21 protein-coding genes and 3 pseudogenes are annotated in these 22,177 nt (G+C 52.0%); all 24 read right to left on the bottom strand.

Annotated features, from left to right (window positions below; genetic code table 11):
• Window positions 1-32 precede the first annotated feature (32 nt).
• Window positions 33-431, bottom strand: a pseudogene (locus HMPREF9623_RS12300) (relaxase/mobilization nuclease domain-containing protein); the annotation flags it as partial.
• 59 nt (window positions 432-490) lie between these two features.
• Entirely contained in the window at window positions 491-829 is a 339-nt protein-coding gene (locus HMPREF9623_RS08885; protein WP_009533553.1) for a plasmid mobilization protein, read from the bottom strand.
• A 13-nt stretch (window positions 830-842) separates the two neighbouring features.
• The gene (locus HMPREF9623_RS08880; RefSeq protein ID WP_009533552.1) at window positions 843-1,187 is read right to left on the bottom strand and encodes a DUF4316 domain-containing protein; all 345 of its coding nucleotides are present in this window, start codon (window positions 1,185-1,187) and stop codon (window positions 843-845) included.
• 39 nt (window positions 1,188-1,226) lie between these two features.
• Window positions 1,227-1,394 carry a hypothetical protein gene (locus HMPREF9623_RS12265; RefSeq protein WP_009533551.1) on the bottom strand — a complete coding sequence of 56 codons (168 nt, stop codon included), beginning with the start codon at window positions 1,392-1,394 and terminating at the stop codon, window positions 1,227-1,229.
• An 88-nt stretch (window positions 1,395-1,482) separates the two neighbouring features.
• Window positions 1,483-3,222: a DNA topoisomerase gene (locus tag HMPREF9623_RS08875; RefSeq protein WP_009533550.1), complete on the bottom strand. Its 1,740-nt coding sequence runs from the start codon at window positions 3,220-3,222 to the stop codon at window positions 1,483-1,485.
• Between the two features lie 64 nt (window positions 3,223-3,286).
• On the bottom strand, window positions 3,287-5,293 hold the full coding sequence (locus HMPREF9623_RS10975) for a JAB domain-containing protein (protein WP_009533549.1): 2,007 nt from the start codon (window positions 5,291-5,293) through the stop codon (window positions 3,287-3,289).
• A complete protein-coding gene (locus HMPREF9623_RS11540; RefSeq protein WP_009533548.1) occupies window positions 5,268-5,426 on the bottom strand; it encodes a hypothetical protein in 159 nt (52 codons plus the stop codon). The genes HMPREF9623_RS10975 and HMPREF9623_RS11540 overlap by 26 nt, the downstream gene beginning before the upstream one ends.
• Complete coding sequence (locus HMPREF9623_RS08865; protein WP_009533547.1) at window positions 5,419-5,589, bottom strand: hypothetical protein; 171 nt, start codon at window positions 5,587-5,589, stop codon at window positions 5,419-5,421. The genes HMPREF9623_RS11540 and HMPREF9623_RS08865 overlap by 8 nt, the downstream gene beginning before the upstream one ends.
• Before the next feature lie 88 nt (window positions 5,590-5,677).
• Complete coding sequence (locus HMPREF9623_RS08860; RefSeq protein WP_009533546.1) at window positions 5,678-6,559, bottom strand: DUF4366 domain-containing protein; 882 nt, start codon at window positions 6,557-6,559, stop codon at window positions 5,678-5,680.
• Window positions 6,552-6,965 carry a DUF4315 family protein gene (locus HMPREF9623_RS08855; RefSeq protein ID WP_009533545.1) on the bottom strand — a complete coding sequence of 138 codons (414 nt, stop codon included), beginning with the start codon at window positions 6,963-6,965 and terminating at the stop codon, window positions 6,552-6,554. The genes HMPREF9623_RS08860 and HMPREF9623_RS08855 overlap by 8 nt, the downstream gene beginning before the upstream one ends.
• A gap of 89 nt (window positions 6,966-7,054) precedes the next feature.
• Window positions 7,055-8,974, bottom strand: coding sequence for a C40 family peptidase (locus HMPREF9623_RS08850; RefSeq protein WP_242822173.1), 1,920 nt, complete (start codon window positions 8,972-8,974; stop codon window positions 7,055-7,057).
• Window positions 8,975-8,986: 12 nt separating this feature from the next.
• A pseudogene (locus tag HMPREF9623_RS08845) lies at window positions 8,987-9,445 on the bottom strand (VirB4-like conjugal transfer ATPase, CD1110 family); the annotation flags it as partial.
• Between the two features lie 120 nt (window positions 9,446-9,565).
• Window positions 9,566-11,449: a group II intron reverse transcriptase/maturase gene (gene ltrA, locus HMPREF9623_RS08840; RefSeq protein ID WP_009533542.1), complete on the bottom strand. Its 1,884-nt coding sequence runs from the start codon at window positions 11,447-11,449 to the stop codon at window positions 9,566-9,568.
• A 734-nt stretch (window positions 11,450-12,183) separates the two neighbouring features.
• A pseudogene (locus tag HMPREF9623_RS08835) lies at window positions 12,184-14,076 on the bottom strand (VirB4-like conjugal transfer ATPase, CD1110 family); the annotation flags it as partial.
• A 16-nt stretch (window positions 14,077-14,092) separates the two neighbouring features.
• A complete protein-coding gene (locus HMPREF9623_RS08830; protein ID WP_040800268.1) occupies window positions 14,093-14,530 on the bottom strand; it encodes a PrgI family protein in 438 nt (145 codons plus the stop codon).
• An 18-nt stretch (window positions 14,531-14,548) separates the two neighbouring features.
• A complete protein-coding gene (locus HMPREF9623_RS08825) occupies window positions 14,549-15,415 on the bottom strand; it encodes a VirB6/TrbL-like conjugal transfer protein, CD1112 family (RefSeq protein ID WP_009533540.1) in 867 nt (288 codons plus the stop codon).
• A 101-nt stretch (window positions 15,416-15,516) separates the two neighbouring features.
• Window positions 15,517-15,678, bottom strand: coding sequence for a Maff2 family mobile element protein (locus HMPREF9623_RS12185; RefSeq protein ID WP_083826800.1), 162 nt, complete (start codon window positions 15,676-15,678; stop codon window positions 15,517-15,519).
• Between the two features lie 21 nt (window positions 15,679-15,699).
• Window positions 15,700-17,310, bottom strand: a complete 1,611-nt coding sequence (locus HMPREF9623_RS08820) for a recombinase family protein (RefSeq protein WP_002569232.1) — start codon at window positions 17,308-17,310, stop codon at window positions 15,700-15,702.
• 111 nt (window positions 17,311-17,421) lie between these two features.
• Window positions 17,422-17,610, bottom strand: coding sequence for a transposon-encoded TnpW family protein (locus HMPREF9623_RS08815; protein ID WP_002569233.1), 189 nt, complete (start codon window positions 17,608-17,610; stop codon window positions 17,422-17,424).
• Window positions 17,607-18,461: an ATP-binding protein gene (locus HMPREF9623_RS08810; protein ID WP_002569234.1), complete on the bottom strand. Its 855-nt coding sequence runs from the start codon at window positions 18,459-18,461 to the stop codon at window positions 17,607-17,609. The genes HMPREF9623_RS08815 and HMPREF9623_RS08810 overlap by 4 nt, the downstream gene beginning before the upstream one ends.
• Window positions 18,458-19,207: a phage replisome organizer N-terminal domain-containing protein gene (locus tag HMPREF9623_RS08805; RefSeq protein ID WP_002569235.1), complete on the bottom strand. Its 750-nt coding sequence runs from the start codon at window positions 19,205-19,207 to the stop codon at window positions 18,458-18,460. The genes HMPREF9623_RS08810 and HMPREF9623_RS08805 overlap by 4 nt, the downstream gene beginning before the upstream one ends.
• Window positions 19,197-19,409, bottom strand: coding sequence for a hypothetical protein (locus HMPREF9623_RS11280; RefSeq protein WP_002569236.1), 213 nt, complete (start codon window positions 19,407-19,409; stop codon window positions 19,197-19,199). Before HMPREF9623_RS11280 ends, HMPREF9623_RS08805 begins: the two co-directional genes overlap by 11 nt.
• 185 nt (window positions 19,410-19,594) lie before the next feature.
• On the bottom strand, window positions 19,595-21,217 hold the full coding sequence (locus tag HMPREF9623_RS08795; protein ID WP_002569237.1) for a relaxase/mobilization nuclease domain-containing protein: 1,623 nt from the start codon (window positions 21,215-21,217) through the stop codon (window positions 19,595-19,597).
• Window positions 21,189-21,587 (bottom strand): plasmid mobilization protein, encoded by a 399-nt coding sequence (locus HMPREF9623_RS08790; RefSeq protein ID WP_002569238.1) that lies wholly within the window; start codon window positions 21,585-21,587, stop codon window positions 21,189-21,191. Before HMPREF9623_RS08790 ends, HMPREF9623_RS08795 begins: the two co-directional genes overlap by 29 nt.
• Window positions 21,588-22,177: the final 590 nt, after the last annotated feature.

Here is a 22,177-nt window from a genome sequence, read left to right as displayed (position 1 = left end):
CTCAGGCGCTGCAATGCCAGTGCAATAAACCAGGAGTCGCGGAACTTGCGGTCGCAGTCAAGATTTGTGGAATTGAAAATCACATGATTGTGAACATGCGCTCTGTCGATATGTGTCGCCACGATGAAGGCATGATTGCCTTTGGTGAAGCGCATCGCGGTTTCATAACCAATACTGTTTGCTTCCTCCGGTGTGACTTCTCCAGGCTTGAATGACTGTCTGATCTGATAAGCGATGATGTCGCCATTCGGCTTTCTTCCGGTTATCCGTAAATATTTCTGTTTTGCCAGAAGGAACTCTTGGTCTACCGTCTCCTTGTCGCAAGCATAGGAGGAAATCAGTTCGCCGTCTTCGGTCTTCTCGCCGTTCTTGGCATAATCTGTCCGATCCTTCAGGCACTGGGCGATCGATTTTCCCTTGTTCTGATGCATCGCGATCAGTCTAGTCGCCGCCATCCGGTTTCCTCCTTTTCCTGTTCCGGTATATCACTTCAATGCTGTCCCAGCTTACTGAGCTCTTCAAGGATTTTCCGCATCTCGATCCACATTAGTTTCTGCTGTTTCTGAAGGCTCTGGATATCCTCCAGATAGACAAACCCGCACTCGTTGGCTTTGCGTGCGTACTGATTCAAGTTGTTGGCATTGATCCGGAGAAGCCGGATCATTTCCTGGACACAGGAGAGATCCATCTGGATCAGATAGCCGTCGATCACCATCTTCCGAAAATACGCGCTCTTGTTCTTGATGCCAGCCCGTTTCATTTTCTCTTCCATGAGGTGAAGTTCCTCTTCCGTGAGTCTCACCTCCAGGCGTTTCTCCTGTCTTCCCATCGGCTCTTCTCTATCAGCAGAGATTCCGGTCCGGGCAGAGAGGATCCTTCTCGCGGTGCGGCAGCTCGGTAGGTCTCGTCCGCAGCTTCTCTTCCTGCTCGCGGAGCTTCTCTTTGACTGACATGCGTTCTGATTCCGCGCGACCATCCGTGTCATCTCGCTTCCCGTTATTCACGATGCCATCGATGGAGTCATAATCGTCCTCGATCTGTTCCTCAGCAGCCTTCAAATAATTACTGCCGAGGCCAACCTCCGGCTCTTCCATTCGGTCCTTCGGTGTGATATGAGGTTCAGTGATCTCTTCTTCCCTGCCATTGATCTCGTCCCATTTCATGATTTTGCTTCCTGTCTGATTCATCTCACTCCTCACTTTCTCTATCGGTCTGATCCGGTCTGATCACTTTCTCTTCCGGTCCGGGAACTCCATACGGAAGACTGCCTGTCCCTTGTCATCTGTGTCCAGAAGCAAGGTCGCGTCATAGGTCTTTCCGTATTTTCTGGACCTGCACTTTCTGAGATTCGCCTTACCGGTATTAAGCAGCTCCTCCACGATCTGTTTTGTCATCTTCTTTCCGATCGAATCAAAATAGCGATTCTCCTTCCAAAGAGCGAAGCGGCAATCCCGGTTGCTGCAGAAGAAACCTTTTGATTTTTCAATCACGGGACTTCCGCAGGCAGGACATTTTCCAATGGAGAGAGATGCCCTTATGGGTAGGAACCAGATATTTTGTCTTGTTGTTGCCCTTCCTTTCCAGGAAACCGATTCGGACCAGCTTCTCAATGATTCCTGCTCTTGTAGCTGGAGTTCCAAGACCCTTGCGTTCCGCCTCGTCCGGTGTCTCGCTGCTTCCTGCCCGCTCCATTGCAGAGAGAAGTGTATTCTCCGTATATGGCTTCTTCGGCTGCGTCTTTCCAGCACGGATTTCGGGATCCTGCACGATGACCTCACGTCCCTCTGCAAAAAGGGAAGGATCAGCAGCAAGGACAGCTGCAAGACTCATGCCAGATGCAGTTTCACTCGATTTGTTTTCGTCCGGTGCATTCTCAGGGGATGTATCTTTGCCGGATGCATCATTGCTGCAGTCATCTTTCCTTGTTCTTTCCTTTCCGAGAATCCAGTCCTGGATCTCATGCCAGCCCGGATCCGTTATTTTCTTTGCGAAAGCAGTAAATTTTTCTCCGGCGCATCTTAGTGTCAGATGATACTCCTCGGACAAGCAGGGTCTTCCAAGAGCAGATAACAGCTCTGCTGTCACAAGTCCCAGTATCTTCTGCTCCTCATACGGAATCTGGGAGAAATCCGCCGAAGCCGCATTTTCTGTGGGAATGATGGCGTGGTGGTCACTCACTTTTTTGCTGTTGATGACCTGGCTGGAATTCAGGTAAACAATCCCGGTGAAACCATACTTCTCCTTCATCTGGCAGGCGAGGACTTTCACGCTGTCCTCCATCTCGTCCGTCAGATAACGGCTGTCCGTTCTGGGGTAGGTGACCAGCTTCTTCTCGTAGAGGCTCTGCGTGTAATCCAGTGTCTGCTGTGCCGTGAATCCGTACCGCCGGTTTGCTTCTCTTCGGAGCGTGGTCAGGTCATACAGAAGGGGAGGCTTCTCTGACTTTTCTGTTTTCTGAAGGCTCTCCACCTTTGCCTTTCCGGAGTCCCTGACCGCCTGTAAGATGTTTTCTGCTTCTGCCTTGTCCTTGCATTTTCTTCCCTCCGCCACTACACCGGAAGCTTTGATCCGGACTGAGTAAAACGGCTCCGACTTGAATGTGTCGATCTCCTCCTGCCGCTTAACCAGCATGGCAAGTGTCGGCGTCATGACACGGCCCACGTTCAAGGTCTGACCGTAAAGGCATGAAAAAAGCCGGGTGGCGTTGATCCCGACGATCCAGTCGGCCCGTTCCCGGCAGAGCGCTGCTTCATAGAGCGCATCATATTCAGATGATGGTCGGAGATTCCGGAAGCCCTCCTCGATGGCCTTGTCCTCCATCGAAGAGATCCAGAGGCGCTCGAAAAGCTTTCTGCATCCGGCTTTGTGATAGACAAGTCGGAAGATCAGCTCTCCCTCCCGTCCGGCATCCGTCGCCTCCACAAGGCTTATTACATCTTCCCACTTCATTAGCTCCTGAAGCTTTCGGAACTGCTTCTTTGTGCTCTCCGTCACTTCATAGCGAAAGGGTTCCGGAAAGATCGGAAGGTCCTCCTTCTTCCATTTCTGGTATTTCGGGTCATAGGCGTCCGGTGCTGCCAGCTCGATGAGGTGTCCAAAGCACCAGCTGACCAGATATCCGTTGCCCTCCAGATACCCGTCCTTCTTATTATCTGCGCCGATCACCTTCGCAATAGACTGCGCCACAGATGGCTTCTCGGCAATCACTAATTTCAATCCCATTATTCCTCTCTTTCTGAAAAGGCCCCGGGATTTCTCCCAGGGGCTCTGCGATCATTATTGTGGATCAGATCTCCTGACCCTTGTTCTTCGCTTTTGTTTCCCGGTGCGGATGCGTCGCTACCTTCTCTTTTCCTGCCTCCAGCTTTGCGTGAACAGATTCCTTCTCCGTGCTGTCTCTCTCCACGGCCTCCTGCCGGAGTTCCGGCATCAGGTCCTGTATCTCCTCCGCAGCTTTCTGCACGGAAGGATTCCCTGCCATCTGCGGAACGAACTCCTTCATTTCTTCCAGCTGAAGCTTGCCTCCACGGACCAGATCCCACTCATGGGAAAAGCCGTCAGCATCCTTCATCGAAATGCCGATGGCCTTCACTCCATTCATACGCTCCGGTGGAATCTTCCGATACAGCTCCACCGCCTCCGGCAGCGTCAGCCCTTCCTCGAACTCTCCCAGGGAATGGAACTCGCTGCACTCCGCGACATAGAAGCTCACCTGCTCTTTTCCGACAGTGAGTTCCTGCACCTTATCATCAATCGCCGTAATCAGCTCCGATGCTGCCTTCTGAATCGTCCCGAGAGATTCCTTCAGCTCCGGCAGTTCTTTTCCTTCTGACCAGGAAGCTACATAGGCAAAGCTATAGTCGCTGGTATCAATGCCGTAATGCTGGCAGACTGTGTAGGCGACCGACTCTGCCTCCACTTCCTTGCTGGATCTCGTCTGTCCGCCATCGTCCCTTGCCTTCTGGGCGGTCATGTTGTGAAGCTTCGCATGGGCCATCTCATGGATCAGGGTCTTCACGTTCTGGACTTCGCTCATTCCCTCTTTAATGGCGATCCGGTTCTCCGAGGTCTGGAAATAACCCTTTGCTCCGCCCTTGATCTCCTCAAAAGCAACCGGAACAGGGGATGCCTCCTTCATGGCCTCAAAAAGTTTTGCATAGCCCTCCACGGATCCGGTCAGCTCCTCCACGCCAAGTATCGGCAATGGCTCGCCCTCTGTCTGCGACAGATCGAAAGTAGATACCATCTTGAATCCGGTCATGTCGATCTGCACGGTCTCCTTCACCGGCTCTCCGTCCTTATCGAGGATGGCCTGTCCCTTCTCATCGAGCTTGTTCTGCTCCCGGTCGATCTTGAAGGGCGTCGGTGCGAGAATGCGGATTCCCTTCTCTCCTCGCTTCACAAAGCGTCCCATCTTCTTCCAACCGGTGTAGGACTGGCAGAGCGTCGCATCCGGCTTCTGCAGCATAATGAGAAGGTTGTTGTTATAGGAGTACTGAGGGAATTTTGCCATGGTGTTGAGGAAGGTCTGATACTTTTCACTGTTGAAAAGATCCGCAACGCCCTGTTCCAGCTTCTCCGTGATCTCCTTCATCTCATTTTTCCGGTTCTCAGCGGCCTGCTTCGGATCATATTTTCCTTTTGCCTGGTAGGACGCTTTCCCGTCTGCGATACCAGAGTCGCCGGCTTGTGCAGGGCCAGGTTCTCCGTCTTCCGTATAGGCCATTCCATTTTCCGCGAGCCCCCGGTCGGCAGCCTTCTCCATCTGGTGGATGTAATCAAAATCGACCTCGGTTCCGGTAAAGAGCTCCGGATCGTGCTCCCGGATGCTGTAGAGATCTCCATTCTGCCCGCCGACAATCAGATGATCGATGACGCTCATATCCATAAGCTTTGCCGCTTCTGAAACTCGTTTTGTAAGCTGCATGTCCTCCCGGCTCGGCTCCGTCTCCCCGCTTGGATGGTTGTGAAGGAGCATCATGTTATTGCAATTACTGAGCATGGCACTCTTCAGGATATTCTGAACCGGTGCTAGGGAGGCATTGATACTGCCGATGGAGACCACGTTGAAATTGACTGGCTTCATGTGATTGTCCATGTTGACGACACAGACCCACTCCCGGTCCAGTTCCTTCATGACATCCCGCATGACCATGGCAGCATCTGCCGGATTCTGCAGAGGAGTCTGGCTGTAATACGAAGGGCCGTCCATGAGCTTCAGGCGGACATCGACCTGCTTCAGTTGGTAGTCGTCGAAGGAAAACTGGTTATCCGTCTGCTTCTTCCGCGCCATCCGCATCACCTCCTTCCGGATCTGACAGACCTTCCGGCTCGATTGAAAGGTTCACCTGCACATCCTCCGGAAGATTATTCAGGAATTCTGCAAGGTCTGCCGGTGATCCTGTGATTGTAATCTGCTTATTCATGGCTTCCCACCTCCTGTTTTTCCATGGTCTTTTCCTTTGCCTTCAGACGCAAAAGGCGCTGGTGGATCGATTCGTGCCCGCTTTCCCTCTTCGTTACTTCCGGTGCATTTCTCATAGTTTTCACTGCGTTCTGATACCCCATGTATCTTGATTTTCTTGCCATCAGATTCTCCTTAAAAAAATGCAGATGCCAAAGAATGAATTTTTCTCTGACATCTGCTTCCATCCATATAAATCAGGCTTTACATTTCTTACTGCTCGAAATCCTCTCTGTCTTCCGAACCTGTCGCATTTTCCGGTCCTGCCTGGTCTTCTTCCTTCTCCAGCTCATCCAGATAGTCCTCTTCCTCTCCTTCCCTGTAATCAGCATCCGGATCCGGGCGATCGTCCTTCTTGTTCTTCTTTCCGATCTTCTTATAGATATACGCGCCGATGGCTCCGAAGCCGACCAGGATCATCAGGACCAGAGAGCCAACAGGGACTTTGACTTTCTTTTTCTCCTTCGTCTCTGTCTCTTCAGCCTTTACCGGTTTGACTGTAGAGGATGTGTTCTCTGTCGATGCTGCCGTTACGCTCGTCTCTTTGTCATCCTCTTCCTTCGCCTTTTCAGATGCGTATTCCTTGACCTCGTCCTTATCCATGAGGGAGAGAAGGTCAGATTCATCCACCTGGTTCAGGAAGTGGACGGTCTCATTACCGCTGTCATCGCGGTCGATGATGAGATAAAAATAGTTGCCATTCTTCGTAGTGAAAGTGATGAACTGCTTGCCGCTCTTGTCAGCGCAGCCATAATCATCTACAAGATTCATGTTGCCATCCGGCGTCAGCGATCCCTCCGGCTCGGATTCTGTAGTGGAATCAGATGCTGCGTTGGTCTGATCTGCCTTATCCTTATCAACGTCTTCCATCACTTCGCCAATTGAGGAATCCTCTGCTTTCTCCGTTCCCTGGCAGAGCGTGATGTCTTTCTTGCATACCGGGCACTGATCATTAACGGCACCCTCCTCGCACTTTGTCTCACAGATGCATTCTGCCTCCGGTCCTGTGTGGGCAAATGCGGTCGCCGGCAGCATGCCGAACATGGCCGTGGAGCAGATCACTGCCCCAATCAGTTTTCTTTTGAAATTATGCATTGTACTCATCCTCCCTATCTCCTGTCAGCTCATCTTCTGTCCCTCTGGAAATATCGCTGTAGGCACCGTATACCTCCGCATCCTCGCCCGAATCGTTATCTTTCAGGTCGCTGTCTCCCTGTCCGGCACCCGTTCCCGCGATGTCTTCTACTCCTGCATTCTCCTTCGTAGGACCTGACTTCCTCGGATCCATGCCCATTCCCGGAAGCTGCCCATTCGTCGCCATGGAAAGAAACTGTCCCACCTGCTCCGGCGTGAGGTGCAGTGCCTCCACATCCGCAAGAATCTGCGTGCTTTCCGCCTCCCTCAGACGGTCCTGAGCGATCTTCAGTTTCTTGTCAGCATCTTCCTTTCTCTTCTCCGCTTTTCTTAACTCGTCGCGGAGCTTATCCAATCGTTCGTACATAACTGGCCTCCATAAAAAATCCGGAAGAGGCAGTCTCTGCCCTTCCGGTCTGTTCGTTCACTTTTGCCTGTTGACTTGTTCTTTTCTTGCTACCGCGGGATCCTCCCATAGCAGAGGAAGTGCTGGGCAAAATACCCGCTGTCCACGTTGGATACCTTGATCGGATCCCCGCAGTGTATCATTTTGCCATCACCGATGTAGATTCCGACATGGCTAGCTCCCGGGGTGTCGTAAGTTCCCTGGAAGAAAATAATATCTCCCGGCTGCCGCTCGGATTTCGGGATGGTGTCACACCACTGACGGATTCCCTCCGCGGTTGTTCTTCCGATATGACCGACACCGGACTGGTTGATGACCCAGCAGACGAATCCGCTGCAGTCAAATCCGGTAGAAGGACTCGATCCTCCCCATACATAGGCGCGTCCGAGATACTTGCTCGCTTCCTGCCACATGGCGGCAAACTGGCTGTCCGTAAGGGCCTCGCCGCTCGGCTCATAAGTTACTCCCGCTGAGCCTCCAGTTCCGCCGGTTCCGCCTCCGTCCGCATCCGGATTGGCATAGATGTCATCGCCAAAGAGATACTTCTTGTTGCCATAGGTTTCCTTTAGGAGGTTGTAGCGCTCCATCTGGTCGTCGGTCAGATGAAGATTCTGGATCACCGTACCAAGGGATTTATTTTCCAGTGCAACCTTCAGGATGTAATACTTGTATTCCTCCTCCACTGTGTAGGTGTACTTCTCCCGGGAGGTCGTGCCGTCCTCATGCGTCACTGTGTGGTGCCCGGTCTTGGTCACGGTCCGGGTTCTGGTCTCCACGATCCGCTTCGTTGTCAGCTTGTACTGCTGATCGAAGATCTCCTGCAGTTTTCCCTGCACCTCGTCCGGTGTGTAATCCTCGTAGAGTACGGTCAGAAGAGCTGCAAGATCATAGGGATCATGCCCGATCTCTGCAAGTGTTACCTGGTATTCGTCATACCCCGGGTAGTCATTCTTAATGTTGTCGATCTTCTTCTGAAGATCCGCCTCCAGATCCTTGTAGTTCTGGTTGACAGTGAGGATGTCGCTGTCTTCTGCCGTATAGGAGGAAGCCACCGTACTGCCGCCGAGAAGGTTCATGAGAAGATTCCCTCCGGAAGAACTGCCGGCGATGAGAAGAACGACAATCAGAATGTCCAGGGCAATCAGAAGTGCCATTGGATGTTCCGCCAGATGCTCCTCGATCCATTCTCCGATCTTTCCGCCGATATCCTCCGCCTTATCGACGAATTTCCGGCCGATGCTGCCAAAGGAGTTGGCCGTTTCCTTATCGAACTTCTGGTTCGCCGCCCACTGGAATTCCTTCTTCATCCGGTTTTTCTGGATGGTTCTGGATGAGCTGACGGTTGAGCCTCCCTGGCTGGTTTTCTCACTGGCAGATTTTGCCGTGCGGCCGAGCTTATCCGAGTACTTCCCGTTAAAAACGGATGACTCAGACTTATCCCCAAAACCTGCTGAATTTGCCGCGTTGTCCACATGGATTGCACTGCTTTCGGAAGTTGCCGTATCACTGCCCTGGCTTGCCCAATCACCGTCAGGATTTATCGCCCCGCTTTCTGTCTCTCGCTCTGCCCTCCTCAGTGCTTGCTCCGTGGACTTCAGTTTCCTGCTGTAAAGCCGGTCGCCGGTCGTATCCAGAACACCTTCTCCAGTCTCTATTCCTGAATTCAGTGCCTCCGTACCGACGTTCCGGTCCTCATTCGCTTCATCCATTGCCTTATGGGAAGCTCTGGAAAGAGCAAACTCAGTCTTGGCTGCCTTCTGGTGTGCTGCTTTCTTTTTAAGCAGTTCCCGCTTTTCCTCCGGACTTAGGACATGATCCTCTTTCCCGAAGCGAAGCTTCTTTCCCGCGGCTCTCTTTGCCGAGGATTCATTCTTAAGCTTTCGCCCGTGGCTCGGCGCCCGGGTCTGGTTCTGACCGGATTTCCTGCGCGGCGCTTTTTCCTCCGCCGGCGGGTCCCGGTGAAATTCCATTTCTTCCAACGATTACGCCTCCTTAGCTTCTTTCTCTGCCTTCACCTCTGAAAGCTTTGTTGTCATGATGCGGTAGAGCTCCAGATCCTTCGGAAAGCGGTCCACGAACGGCAGGATGACGTTTCCGTAAAACAAAAGTCCCTCGCCCTCTCCCGAATGGGTTACATACGAGAGCTGGTGGGGACTGATGTTCAGCTGCTTTGCGAGGATCGCCCGATCGCCAACGGCCTGGTTCAGCATGTAGATGAAGTCGCTGTTTTCAAAGATGTTCTCGACCTCTTTTGATGCCAGAAGGTCCTTTACGTTCTGCGTGATGCCGGTAGGAATGCCGCCCCACTTACGGAACCTCTTCCAGATCTCCACAGTGTAGGCCGCCGTCTGCTCCTCGCGGAGAAGAAGGTGCATCTCATCCATGTAGTAGCGGGTGGATTTTCCCTCACTCCGGTTCTCCGTAACTCTCCCCCAGACCTGATAGTGATAGGTAACCCTGCGCTTTTGCTTCGCCGTCAGGCGAAGTAGTCAGGCAGGGTTTTCCCCCACTTCGCACCGTGCTTGCGACTTTCGCCGCACACGGCGCTCCATCAATACGGATTAATTGTTGCTTGTATGCGAAATAACCAGTTTTTCCCTGTAATTCCTAATTCGTTTCTGCGCGTCTGCGTCAAAGATACTCACGTCCATGCCCGGCATATTGATTGCCTGATAGCACTTCCTGTGTACTGATATAAGATTGTTGACTCGATTGACCCTGTCCAAAGGAAGCCTCGGATTAATGCGATGAGTGTACGGTGTGCTGTCGATCAGCCATTTTCCGCATACCCTGCACTTCAGCCTGTCGCGGTTCAAGGCATATGCCCTGTTCATGACAAATTCAAAGTTATTGAGGTGCCCCCATTTCCCGTTCAGGACGGCAGTAGATACATTCTCTGAATAAAGCTCGTCAAGTCTTGCCTGAATTCGCTTTTTCTTCGTCCGCCTGAAATTGATGTCCCTTCCTTCTTCGGTGTAGGGCGTTTCCTTTGGATTCTTTCCGCGTGTCTCCTGCCACTGGCAGAACGTAAGGGAAGTGACGCCGATATAAATATCGCGGTATTTGACCGAGGGTAGCTTTTGCCGGTAATTCTGGTGTATTCGAGGCAGGTTCTTCGTTTCTTTTGCAGGTATCCATTTCCCCTTGAACTGCTTCAGCCGCCGACTGGCGGCAAGCTGCAGTTTTCTGCCATACTTATCCATGCTTACGCTGACCCACGTACAGCATTGGTAGTACTGAATCACCCCTCTGATCTGGCTGTTGATTCTGTTGATCTCGTCGATCAGTTTCTCTCGGCTTGTCTCGCGGGGGATCTTCTTAATGCTGTCCGTTAATGTGTCTACTTTCCTGCAGAGTCTTTCTCTGTCCGGCCTTGTCCTTGTGACGTAGCCGTGTTCGCCTTTTCCCTTGACTACTCTGAATTCGTAGCCCAGAAAGCAGGCGTGCTTCTTTCTTACATCTGTAATCAGTGTTTTCTCTTTGGATAATGTCAGCTTCATTCCTGTTTCCAGAAATGTTTGTAAAGATGCTTTCCAGAATTCAGCGTGCTCGCGGCTGTCCGTGATAATCACAAAGTCGTCCGCATATCTGACCAGAAATCCGGGCACCAGATTTGTTTTCTTCAGTGCCCTGCGCTTGGCGGAATCCTGAATGTACGCATGCTCAGTGTGTTTTAATTCCCACTGCTTCGTAATCCATTCATCCATGATGTCGAGGTATACATTTGCAAGTAGCGGACTGATAATCCCGCCCTGCATGGTTCCCTCTTCATTCACCTCGCACTCGTCGAGGACTCCTGCTTTCAGCATCTGTTTGATGATCTGTAACACCCGCCTGTCCTTAATCCCCATGTGGTAGAGCCTTCTCAGCAGTGTGGCGTGATCGATATGGTCAAAGCATTTGCTGATGTCTCCTTCCACAAACCAGTAATACCCGGTGTGGAAGGTGATGAAATTCAGCCTTTCAAGTGCCATTGCTGTGTCGCGCATGGGTCGAAAGCCGTATGAATGCTCGAAGAACTGCGCTTCCATGATGGGCTCCATAACGATGCGCATGCATTCCTGCACGATGCGGTCTCGTATAGTCGGAATCCCAAGCGGCCGCTTTTCCTTCTTGCCCGGCTTGTCGATATATTTCCTCCGGACTTTCTGCGGTTCGAATTTCTCAAAAGCCTCCTGGATGTCGTTGATTACCCACTTGTAGGATTTTTGGAGATAATCCCGTTTCATGGTTTTGTTATCAACGCCCGGAGTATCACTTCCGTGATTGCTCTTGATGTTATGGATGGCTGTAACAATAGTTGCTTCCGCTGACATTATTTCGAGAAGCCCCTTGAATGCCGGCCTTTCTCCGGCTTCTCTGGCTTCCCTGCTTTGCTGGTATAACTTATCCAACAGAGCGCGTAATTCCGTTTCGGTTTTCGGGTAATCGAATTGTTGTGCCATACGCACCACCCCCTTTCCGAGGTCGTGTTTCTGGTTTAAGTCAGGTACGCCTACGGCTTCCTCGACTTTCTGTTCACATACAAATCCGTATTAACTATGCCCCTTCGCTCCACTCCCATTACAGGAGCTTCATCACTACTACGGGCTGATGCCCCGCGAATTAACAGGTCATTTCCTACCTGCGCGGCAAGGGTGTCACCTTACTTGCACTGGCTTATATGCCAGGCGCCGTTCGCGGTTCCTTTGTTCCCTGGTATCTTAGCTTTACATACAGTTTTAGCTGTGTCCCTCTGACCCGACTGCCATCACTGACCAGTGTGATTTAGTGTCAGTGACATTCGACCTTAATGGTTTTCTGCCGTTTTCCACCAAGACAAATTTCAACGGCGGCAGTACCCCGCATGGGGAGGATGGCTGTATGATCATCCCATCGTTTACGAGCCGTACATTCAGGACATTCGTCGGTTGCAACAAAACATCCTCAGCATGACTGTTTTATAGCTTCCCGCGGTTATCCAAGCTGTCTCAAGCTTCTTCCCCGCTCTTCACCGAGCTTCGCACATCCCACCTGACACGATGGGTGCACGTCGGAGATTAGAATTTTTGTAACCCCTCACACGGGGTCAGGCAGGAACTTCCCCTGCCGAATCAGATACAGAGTTCGAGTTCTTTTTACGGAACTCGTCTCGCTTTATTACGCATTTCTGCGTAGGTTAACGAGAAACAAAGCGCACATCCTGCACGACGAGCATCCCGATTTTCTTCAGCTGTTTTCCGAGGTCCTTGATGTCATAGCAAACCAGGCGGTTGTTGATGTCCACGTTGGTCCGGTGATTGAAAACATTGAGAGATCCTGTCACATAAATCTCCAGCGCTGTTGCAACATTCTTTGCCTCCGGCTCCTCCTGCTTCAGAAGCGCCGTGTAGAGGTCTTCAAGAAGCGGCATCTTCTCCGGTCTTGGGTCCTCAAAATGGTGGTTATAGATCTGATGAATACAGCGGTCGATGACCGTTTTCTCCACAGGCTTCAGGCCTTCCTTCCCACCGACAATCAGCTCGCACAGGGACAGGATAAAGTCCGCCTTCAGCGCGATCGGATTGTCGTCATCCGAGTAGTTCATGTTGATATCCATGGGATTGATGTACTGCTCGCTCGTCGGCGCAATTTTGATGACCTGGCCTCCGAATCGCTGCACCAGGGCAGAATACTCCGCCTCCGGGTCTGAAATAATGATGTCGTCATCCGTCACGAGAAATGCATTGGCGATCTCACGTTTTGCAGCAAACGATTTGCCTGAACCGGGTGTGCCGAGGATCAGTCCGTTCGGGTTCTTTAAGAGCTTCCGGTCCACCATGATCAGGTTGTTCGACAAGGCGTTGAGGCCGTAATACAAGGCCTCCTTCCCCGACTGAAACAGCTCCTGCGTGGTAAACGGCACGAAGATCGCCGTACTGGAAGTCGTCATGCCTCTCTGAATCTCAATCTCATTGTGCGCGAGCGGGAGGCTCGACATCAGCCCCTGCTCCTGCTGGAAATCGAGGCGCACCAGGCTGCAGTTATGCTTCTGGGCGATGCTGTTGACCTGGAAGACGTTATTTTCCAGCTCCTGCTTAGTTCTCCCCGTGTTGAGTACGAGGAAGGTCAGAAGGAACATTCTCTCATTCTGGCTCTGCAGCTCCTTTAAGAGCGCCTTCGCGTCGTTCCCGTAGGTGGCAAGGTCCGACGGGATGATGTCCATGTCGTAGCCAGACCTCACTGCCTTCTTCTGTTCCTCAATCTTCGACCGGTCAAGCTCCGTGATCGTATGTTTGACCGTCTTGATGGCCTCCGTCTGATCCACGGACTGGATATGCATAGTGACGATCTGCGTGGACTCCATCGAGAGGAAATCTGCCAGCATCCGGTCGCTGATGTCCGATGCCGTAATGCTGAGGAAACTCATGGCGCACCAGAGCTCTCCCATCTGAAAAACTCTTCCGTTCTTGAAGTTAAGGCTTGAGGGTGCAATGAAGTCCTTTACGGAGAGGCCGGAGGGCACCAGCCATTTCCAGTCGAAGAAGAATTTCTGGTCGTCTCCCATATGGAACTCCTGATGTATGAGCTCCAGGCGCTCCCTCCCGTCCAGTGTCTCTGCCTGCACACCCAGGCGCTTGAAGTTGTTGAGAAGGTCCATTTCGATATGGATGAGCCTCGGCTTTGCGATTTTCATGGACTCGGCATGGATACCGAAGGTCAGGTATTTTGTCTTTGTGAGGCCGTTGTTGCCGGCTTCCATCTGCCGCTTCAGCATGCCGGTGTATTCGTCCCTCACCTCGTCAAAGCCGTCATCTCTGTGGGCAATTGCGATGCTCTTCTCGAATTTTTCCGAATCCGTCGCCAGGTTCATGAAGCTAAGCTCAAAGTGTACCGAGCTGTCGAAGAAGTTAAGAAAGCTGCACCACTCCTCGAAGATTTCCGTCTGGTCCTCCTGCTGGGCGAGCTGATAGTTGATGTCCTGAAACCGGATTGTTTTCGTGTAGTAGTCCGTTCCTACCCTGCAGATACCATCCTGAAACATCCGGTCGAAGGGGATGCTCTGCTGTGTCGTTCGGGGAATGCCGTCATCCCTCTGGGCATTCCTGATAATCTCCGCTACCTTTTTCTTATCTTTGCTGCTCAGATACTCCGGAATCTGGTAACTTCTCTTTTCCTTCTTCCGGAACAGGTTTGTGATAGCTCCTGACAATCTCCTCTACCTCCTTTTCTGCCGCGGCCTGTCTCATGAGGGCGGCGTAATAGTTGTCTGTCTGGTAAATCCGGATTTTGGGCCGGATGAAATTCGCCTGTATGAAGTGAAAGAGGATGACCTCCAAGGGCTCCCCGTTCCTCTCATACATGGCCACAAAGAAGAGCGGCATCATGACGACCATCATCCCCATGGCGGCCACGCTGATGTTTCCCGTCTTCTTGAGCAGAAAGAAAGACGGCACTCCGATGAGCGCCGCCAGGGAAAAGCAGATCAGCTGCCGCTTGGTGAGATTGAAGGCCACCTTGCTCTTTACTTTGGTAAGGTCCCTTGGGACCGCAATATAACTGGCCAATTTGTTCTGTCTCCTTCCTTAATGTGCATGCAGTACACTCTTTGCAAGGGATCCTGTCTTGAATAGCGTAAATCCTAGAAGCATCGTATACCCAAGGACATTCCACAGGGATCCCATGATGTCTTCCGAGATCGCCACGTTCTGAATCAGGACTGCATAAATTGCAACGCAGATCATGATGAGAAATCCCTGAAAGCCCAGGGCGAACAGGGACCGCAGGTAATTCTGTCCGATCATGCTCTGCTCCCTGTTTCCAAAGGTCGCAAACGGAATCGGCGCGAGGCTTACCATGAGGTAGATCTCGATCATTCGTCCGTACACGATCACGAAAATAATGAGCGACAGGATATTGAACAGGAACTGGACGACAAAGCTCTGCAGGAAGATCCCGAACAGGACGCCCACATCCATGCTTTCCAGCCTGCTCTGCATGGAAGCGATCGTACTCGCATCGATCGCCGTGCTGCCCATAATCAGACTTCCGCTCTGCCGGATTGCATAGCCTGCCACATCGAATACGGCGAGTGTGATGTTAAAGGTATTGCTGATCAGCTCCACCGCAACGAAAGTCTTGAACACCCATTTGAAAAAAATCCATGTCTCGAAGTTCGCCAGGTTATTATGGGCGATGACGAGCTGGATCAGTTCGTAGCAGGCGATAAAGGTGAGTATGATGCCGGCGATCGGCATGATGACATTCTCTGAGATGGTCCGGATCATGGAAAATACGCCCGGTTCAAAATCCGCCGGTGACGTAGCAAGCTGTCCGGCAACATCCCCGACCTTGGCATTCAGGTTGTTGAAGGTATTGTTCAGGTTGTTCATGATGCCGGATACCAGAAGTTCCCGCAGCCACTCAAGGAGCTTTTCCTTTAAGCTGTCCAAGCGTTTTCTCCTTTCCGGGAGGCTGCAGAACCAGCCTCCCCTTTTCCGCCGCCCTTGTCCTGAAGGTCCGGCCGGATGGCCTGCAGTTACTGGAGCATCCTTCAGCCAAAGAGACCGGTCAGAAGAGGAACAAGGGTAGTACCGATCAAAGCGACACCGCCGCCAGCCATCAGCTGCTTCATGCCTTGAGACTTTACTGATGTGCGATAAAGAAGTAATAGAAGTGTAAAAAATTTTGCCGTTCCTATCCGGCACTTGCGCATTGTGTCGGATAGGTCGGGCGGTTATTCGGGCAAGTCCACCTTGCCAACAAAAGAATAATAAATCTCAATGTCCTGTCTGCGGGTCTTGTTCTCGTCATAGCTGCACTCATGCACAACGATTTTCTCTACAAACTCCCGCAGCAGAGTAGGGGTAAGTTCTTCAAAGCTGGTATGCCGCCGGACAACATTCATAAACTTTTCTGCGTTCACGGTGGCTTCCTGTGCTTTGGAAAGCTCCGCTTGAATAGCAGCGGCTCTTTCTTTCAGCTCCCGTTGCTCTGCTTCATAGTCTGCCGACAGCTCTGTGAAACGCTCGTCTGATATGCGCCCGGTCACGCTGTCCTCATACAGCCGCTTGAAGATAGCGGATAACTCGGCTATGCGTTTCTCGGAGGCTTCCAGTTCCTTTTTCTTGGCGGCGTTCCTGCGTTTGCCCCCGTCCTCGTTCTGCTCAATCAAGAGTTTCATAAACCGGGCTTCATGCTTTGCCGCATAGCTGGTCACTTTCCGCAGATTGGAGAGTACACCAGCGGTCAAGAGGTCGGTGCGGATAAAGTGCGCCGTACAGTCATGGGTGCGTTTCTTGTAGTTGCCGCAGATATAACAGTCCTGCTTGCGCTTGTCCGTCTGGTATCGCTGCTGATACATCACGCTGCCGCAGTCCGCACAGAACAGTATGCCGGAGAACAAACCCACTTCATCATAGCGGTTTGGGCGTTTGCGCTGTTTGCGAAGCTCCTGCACCCGTTCCCATGTTTGGGTGTCTATGATAGGCTCGTGGTGGTTCTCGAAAATCACTTGCTTTTCCGGGGGATTTTCTACACTGTGCTTGACTTTGTAAGAAAGTTTTTCTGTCTTGAAATTTACCAGACAGCCTGTGTATTCCCGGTTTTCAAGGATATGCACTACGGTATTGGTCGCCCACTTGCACTCATAGCCGGGGTGGTAGCGGCGGGTGCTGCCCGTCCTGCGGTATTCAAGCGTTCCCGGCGTGGGGATTTGCTGCTCTGTGAGCATACGGGCTATCTTGGTCGGACCATTCCCGGCAAGACAGAGGTTGTATATCTGCTTGACTACGGGTGCAGCTTCCTCGTCAATAATGAAATTTTCATCCTCGTCCATGAGGTAGCCATACACAGGCTTGCTTGTGATGGGCTTGCCATTCATGCCTTTTGAGCGTTTTACTGCTTTGATTTTCTTGCTCGTATCTCTCACCAGCCATTCGTTAAAGATATTCCGCAGCGGGGCAAAGTCATTGTCGCCCTGTGCGCTGTCCACTCCGTCATTGATAGCGATGAAGCGGACACCTTTCTGTGGGAAAATCATTTCCGTGTACATTCCCACTTGCAGGTAGTTTCGCCCTAACCTCGACATATCCTTTACGATAACTGTCCCGACTTTTCCGGCTTCAATGTCCGCAAGCATGGCTTGAAAACCGGGTCTTTGAAAGTTCGCACCAGAATAACCGTCGTCCGTGTACCAGCGCAGATTGGAAAAGCCGTTCTGCTTTGCATAGGTTTCAAGGATACGCTTCTGATTGGAAATGGAATTGCTTTCGCCTTGCAGCTCGTCCTCATGGGATAGTCTTGGGTAAAGGGCGGTAATTGGTTGTTGGTTGGTCTGTCTTAACATAAAATCCTCCGTTTCCGACAGCCAGCCCCACTATTCCGTACCTTGATTGTACCACATGGGGCGGCTGTCTGTATAGCGGCAAAAGCGTCAAATCTGCTTCTTTATGGTCGGTCAAATCGCCGTTTTTTGTGTAGCAGCTTCCGCTTCCAGCACTTTCATCATCTTGTCGGCTGCGGTGTCGGTTGCGCCCTGCTTGAAGAAGCCGGAAACGGTAAGGACGGAGTTGCCCATGCGGATTTCCGTCACACAGTCCGGGCGGCGGTCTGTTTTGGTGGTGCTTGTCTGTTTCGTTTCTGTCATAGGCTCTCCTTTCGCTGCTTCATCAGTTGCTTTAAGCGTTCCAGCTTTTCCTGTGCGGTTTCCTTTCGGAAGTTGCTGCCCGTGAAGCGGACGGGGGCGCACATGGAAGTCAGCCTGTCATAGATACGGGCGTGGGGCGTGTCCTGCGGGTGCTGCAATTCCTCCAGCGTGAGGTTGGTCGTGGCGATCAGCGGCTTGCCGCTTCGGTAACGGCTGTCAATCACGCTGTAAACCTGTTCCAGCCCGTATTCTGTTCCTCGCTCCATACCGAAATCATCAAGTATCAGCAGAGGGTAGCTGCAAAGGCGGGAAATATATTCGTTCCTGCCCTCAAAGCTGGCGGCAAGGTCACCCAGTATCGTTGCAAAGTTTGTCATGCAGACGGCAACCTCTTTTTCCATAAGGGCGTTGGCGATACAGGCGGCAAGGTAGCTTTTTCCCGTCCCCACGCCGCCCCAAAACAGGTAGCCGATATTTTCAGCCTGCATGGTTTCCCAGCTCTCCACATAAAAGCGGGCGGTTTCGGTCTGCGGGTTTCTGCCGTTGTCATGCTCAAATGTCCAGTTCCGCATAGCAGGGTCGGTAAAGCCCCGGCGTTTCAAGTCCTCCACTTTTTCAAGGTGCTTCTGTCGGCTTTCGGCGGCTTGCTGCTTTTCACGGGCTGCCCGCTGGCAGTCGCACTCTGCCGGGTGGCGGTCACGCCCGAAACAAGTCTTTCCCTCTGCAAAATAGGCTTCTTTGGGCGTATGGCACTTACCGCAGTATAAAAGCCCGTCCTCGCCTGTGTAGTCCTCCGCTTCGGCGGTAGTGGCTGTAATGTCCGTAATCATAGCTTCAATTCCGTTTTTCATAAGCTCTCGCCCTCCTTGCATGAATAATCGGGTATGCCCTGTTTCGGGGCAGCCTTGCCTTTGGCAGCGTCCTCCTGCGCCCACTTGTAAATGGTGGCTGCATGGCTGTGGTACTGTTTCCCGGTGGAAGCGATATGGCAGGAAAGCCGGTCAATATAATACTCCCACTTGTCGGGCAACTCTGTTTTTAGCCCGGAAAGCTCTGTATCGGTCAGTATCACATTGTTGTATCTGCCATAAGCGGCGGGGGCGGGGTGTCCCGTTTCTCCCTCTCTCTCTTTTTCTATCTCTATCTCTTTCTCTAACTCTATCTCTATCTCTGGTGGACGAATGTCGGACAAATGTCCGCCTTTTGTCCGGGGCGGTAAAAGTGCCTTGTTTTCCAGTCTTGCAGCCCGTTTCCGCTCGGCTTCGGTAGAGGACTGTCCTATCATCAGCTCAATGTCGGTCATATAGAAAGCCCCGCTGTCAAGCTGCTCCACAAGCCCCAACTGCCGGAAAATCTCTAAAGCCCTCTCAACCGTCCCTATCTGGTGGCGGGTCAGTGTCGCTATCATCTGCGCTGTGTAGGGGATATGCTCGTCAAGCTGCAATTTCCCGCCGTTTTTCAGCGATTTTAAGTACAGCTTCAAGAGGATATTGGAGTATAAAATCCCGTCTTTCATATCTTCCAGCAGCACAATGGAGTCGCTGTCAAAAAAGTTCTCTTTCAGCTTGAGGTAGTAATACTTGCGGTTATCTGCCATTGTCCCTGTCCTCCTTTTTCCGGCGTTTGGAGTAGTAGTGGGGGCAGAGTATGATAACCGCCCGGAAGCTCTGCTTGCAGCTATGGGTACAGCCCCGGCAGAGGTCATTGTATGTGATACGATCGCAGGTGGAATTCCCGACTTTCACTTGCCGCAGGAAAAAAGACCATTCCAGCCGCCGTTTCTTGCTCATTCTTGGCATGGGTGCGCTCCTTTCTGCCGTTTCCGCTGGTGTGGCGGTATCGGCGGTAATTCTGTATCATCTCGGTATCATTTTCGGGTTTTTTCTGCCCTATAAGCCCGTTAAAAAATCCTTTGGTATTTGCGGATAGGGTACGGGGCAGCCCCCTTGTTCTGTATAGGTTCGGGTACATTTTGGGGCGGTTTTTATCGTTCCTGTTCCTGCCTTTTCACAGGCTTGCGCTCCCGGTGTAAAATCTGGTCGATATTGCCCTTGACAGTCTGTAAGCGGCGGTATTCCTCCCGTTTTGCCCGGTAATCGTTGTAGCCGCTGTTTTTCTCTTGGATAAGGGTTTCAATCTCTGCTTGCAGGGCTTTATAGCTCGGCAGCTTGGAAATGCCGTTTTCCCTGAAATAGCGGGCGGCTGCGTCTGCTATGATAAAGTCGCTTTCGTACTTCTGACGGTAGGCTGCTTTTGCTTTGGCGTTTTTCTGCTGTTTCAGCCCGTCCCGGACAGGGCGGGTCTTGGAATAGGCAAGCACCTGCCGTTGCAGCTCCTTTTTCCCGTTCAGCGTCTTTTCCATCTGCTTCAGCTCTGTAAGGCTTTCCCGCATGGCGGTATAGGCGGCAGAACAGGCTTCGTCCAGTTCCTCCGGGGAAGAAAAGCCGTACTGCTGATAGGCGGTAACGGTAGCTGCCATTTGCTTTAGGTTGTGCTTTGCCGCCCAGCGGTCATAGCCCACGCCCTTGCCCTCGGCTCGCTTGGCTTCCCGGTCAACCATGCGCTGCAAGGTGTTGTCTGCCGGGGTGGTTTTTGTGGTTTTTTCCCCTTGTGACAGCTTTTTAACCGCGGCAGGGTATTCGAGTATGGCTTTGCTCTGTTCGGCGGCTCTGTGGGCGTTCTGCGTAAGCAGGACAAGGACAGCAGCCTTGTCAAAATCGTCCCCCAGCTTCCGGGCTGTGATAGGCTTTGTCCTGTCCGGCGTGAGGTAGGAAAGCCGCCCCCGGCTCTCCTTGACGGTCACACCCTCCCGCAGCAAAAGGGAAGAAAATTCGTCAAAGCTGCCAGCTTGGGAAAGTGCCTGCCGTATCGTCCGGCGCAGCTTCGCCTTGTCCGTTTCAAACTTGGTGGGCTTGGTCGGCTGTCCTGCGGCTTCTCTGACAGCGTTCTCTTTATCAAGGGCAAGCTGTCCTTTCTTTGCCGCCCAGTATTCCCGTTCGGTTATCCGTTCCTTGCTGCCGCTTAGGAGGTCGATTTGGTAAAGCCCCTCCCGGTGGCACATCTCCATGACTTCACTCTTGAAATATTCCATAGCGGCGTTGGTGCAGCGGTGCTTGCAGCCCTCCCGTGTGTCGGCTGGTCTGTCCATGTAGGGCAGAAGCGGGACTTCATAAATCCGCAGGGAGTTGATGACGATATGCACATGGATATTGCCGCTGTGGTTATGCCCGTCCGGGTGGGTGCAGACTAAGGCTTGGTGTCCGGGGAAATGCTCTTTACAGAACTGCTCGCCCAGCTCCTGCGCCCGGTCTACGGTCAAGCCGTTGTCTGTCCCGTCCCGTGGGTCAAAGCTGATGATATAGTGGTGGCTTTTCACATCTTCCCGTTTTTGGTTTTTCTCATAGCGGAGATTAGCCCGCATACAGGCAACAGCGAAATCCTCGCCCCCACAGTTGAGGGAAGAAATGCGGTAATCCTCCCTCGGTATCAGCCGCCCGTTTTCATCAAGGGTGGGCTTCATGGTAAACTCGTCATGCTCAAATGTGAGATAGGCTTCCGCTGCGCCATAGTCCGCATTTTTAGAGCTGATATGTTTGAATGTTGCCAACAGCGTCACCCACTTTCTGCAAGACTTCAAACTTTAGGGCAGCAAGGTCGGAAACCGCCGCCCGTACCTCCCCGGCAAGCTGCGGGTAGGGGCTGTGCCACTCGTTCAGCGTCCGGGCTATCTGGTTTAAGTTGCCGCCGATCCTGCCGTATTCGGCGGTCAGCTTCCCGACAGCGGCAAGCAACTCGTCATTGACGGGGGAAACGGTTATGATGGGGCGTATGGCTGCCCCGGTTATGGCTTGCCGGATAAACTCGGCTTGGCTCATGTTGTAAGCAGAAAGCCTTTCCGCAAACTCGGCGTATTCTTCCTCGGTCATGCGTGTCTTGACTACCCGGCTGCGGTGCGGCGTGTTATATCGTTTTCGCATGGTAAAACCTCCTTCGGCTGTGCGTGGTGTCCTCTCACTAATAGGAGAAAAACAGGGTGTAAAGCGGAACTGTTTTTGAAAAATCCGAAAAATTATTTTGAGGGATTTTCCAGCGGCGTAAGCCGCATAAGCAGGGTTTGGGGAAGGCACTCCCCAACAAGATTCCCGCAGGGGCAAAATGAGCGATAAGCGAATTTTGGTACTGCGGTAGAATCTTGCTCTGAAAAACTCCGGCGTTCCCCGGCTTCCGTACTTTCCGCTAACAAGACGTTTCAAAAGGGCTTTGCTACCCGCTATTCCGGCATATCTTGAAAATTTTCCTTTCACTACCTACAACACCACGCAAAGCAAAATGGACGGAGATTTTTAGAATTTCCCCTTATTCCCTACAACACCACGCAAGCCGAAAAAGGCGGACAATGGCAGTATTTTTTTCTTTGATACCCTCCACGGATAAGTAAGGGATTTTGCCAACTGCGGCGGCAATTTTCCCTTTTGTTTTTTCATACTGGGGATTTTCAAAAATGCCAAACAGGAACGAAAAAAAGCAGCAAATCTGTTGAATAGATTTACTGCTTTCTGGTTGCCGG

The sequence above is a fragment of the Stomatobaculum longum genome, assembly GCA_000242235.1.
GTDB lineage: Bacteria > Bacillota > Clostridia > Lachnospirales > Lachnospiraceae > Moryella > Moryella longum.
The sequence above is the reverse complement of the archived record's forward strand: the minus strand, read 5'-3'. Positions and strand labels throughout refer to the sequence as shown.